Here is a 1,995-nt window from a genome sequence, read left to right as displayed (position 1 = left end):
TTAATGTCTGGCAGTTCCCTACTCTCACATGGGGAGACCCCACACTACCATCGGCGCTACGGCGTTTCACTGCTGAGTTCGGCATGGGGTCAGGTGGGACCACCGCGCTATTGCCGCCAGACAAATTCTATTTGTTCCCGTTTAGTGTCACTTTCGTCCACTGAACCAGAACATCAATCTCAAACAAGCTGTGTGTCCTTCGCCTCTCGGCTTCTCACTTTCTTGAAACAACTCTAATCTCTCAATCCCTAAAACACCTTCGGTGTTGTCAGGTTAAGCCTCACGGTTCATTAGTATTGGTTAGCTCAACATATCGCTATGCTTACACACCCAACCTATCAACGTCTTAGTCTTAAACGTTCCTTTAGGACCCTTAAAGGGTCAGGGAAGACTCATCTCAAGGCAAGTTTCCCGCTTAGATGCTTTCAGCGGTTATCTCTTCCGCACTTAGCTACCGGGCAATGCCATTGGCATGACAACCCGAACACCAGTGGTGCGTCCACTCCGGTCCTCTCGTACTAGGAGCAGCCCCTTTCAATCTTCCAACGCCCACGGCAGATAGGGACCGAACTGTCTCACGACGTTCTAAACCCAGCTCGCGTACCACTTTAAACGGCGAACAGCCGTACCCTTGGGACCTACTTCAGCCCCAGGATGTGATGAGCCGACATCGAGGTGCCAAACACCGCCGTCGATATGAACTCTTGGGCGGTATCAGCCTGTTATCCCCGGAGTACCTTTTATCCGTTGAGCGATGGCCCTTCCATTCAGAACCACCGGATCACTAAGACCTACTTTCGTACCTGCTCGAGCCGTCACTCTCGCAGTCAAGCTGGCTTATGCCTTTGCACTAACCGCATGATGTCCGACCATGCTTAGCCAACCTTCGTGCTCCTCCGTTACTCTTTGGGAGGAGACCGCCCCAGTCAAACTACCCACCAGACACTGTCCGCACCCCGGATAACGGGGCAACGTTAGAACATCAAACATTAAAGGGTGGTATTTCAAGGTTGGCTCCACGCAGACTGGCGTCCACGCTTCGAAGCCTCCCACCTATCCTACACATCAAGGCTCAATGTTCAGTGTCAAGCTATAGTAAAGGTTCACGGGGTCTTTCCGTCTTGCCGCGGGTACACTGCATCTTCACAGCGAGTTCAATTTCACTGAGTCTCGGGTGGAGACAGCCTGGCCATCATTACGCCATTCGTGCAGGTCGGAACTTACCCGACAAGGAATTTCGCTACCTTAGGACCGTTATAGTTACGGCCGCCGTTTACTGGGGCTTCGATCAAGAGCTTCTCCTTACGGATAACCCCATCAATTAACCTTCCAGCACCGGGCAGGCGTCACACCGTATACGTCCACTTTCGTGTTTGCACAGTGCTGTGTTTTTAATAAACAGTTGCAGCCAGCTGGTATCTGCGACTGGCTTCAGCTCCATCCGCGAGGGACTTCACCTAGCGCCAGCGTGCCTTCTCCCGAAGTTACGGCACCATTTTGCCTAGTTCCTTCACCCGAGTTCTCTCAAGCGCCTGAGTATTCTCTACCTGACCACCTGTGTCGGTTTGGGGTACGATTAATGATAATCTAGAGCTTAGAGGCTTTTCCTGGAAGCGGGGCATGAGCTACTTCATCACCGTAGTGACTCGTCATCGAACCTCAGCATATAGTGAACCGGATTTGCCTAATTCACCTGCCTACATTCTTAAACCGGGACAACCGTCGCCCGGATAGCCTAGCCTTCTCCGTCCCCCCATCGCAATTATCACCAGTACGGGAATATTAACCCGTTTCCCATCGACTACGCATTTCTGCCTCGCCTTAGGGGTCGACTCACCCTGCCCCGATTAACGTTGGACAGGAACCCTTGGTCTTCCGGCGTGCGGGTTTTTCACCCGCATTATCGTTACTTATGTCAGCATTCGCACTTCTGATACCTCCAGCATACCTCACAGTACACCTTCACAGGCTTACAGAACGCTCCCCTACCCAACA

1 rRNA gene and 1 other annotated feature (1 of these 2 cut by a window edge) are annotated in these 1,995 nt (G+C 52.2%); the gene reads right to left on the bottom strand.

Annotated features, from left to right (window positions below):
• Positions 1-5: 5 nt before the first annotated feature.
• Positions 6-121: ribosomal RNA gene (gene rrf / locus G6Q48_RS21605) — 5S ribosomal RNA — on the bottom strand.
• A gap of 148 nt (positions 122-269) precedes the next feature.
• Positions 270-1,995, bottom strand: a sequence feature (mutual gap in cmsearch alignment for this rRNA model is longer than 100) (it continues 1,405 nt past the right edge of the window).

The sequence above is a fragment of the Providencia sp. M-27 genome, from assembly GCF_011077905.1.
Classification (GTDB): domain Bacteria; phylum Pseudomonadota; class Gammaproteobacteria; order Enterobacterales; family Enterobacteriaceae; genus Providencia; species Providencia huaxiensis.
This window is presented reverse-complemented; position numbering and strand designations above follow the sequence as displayed.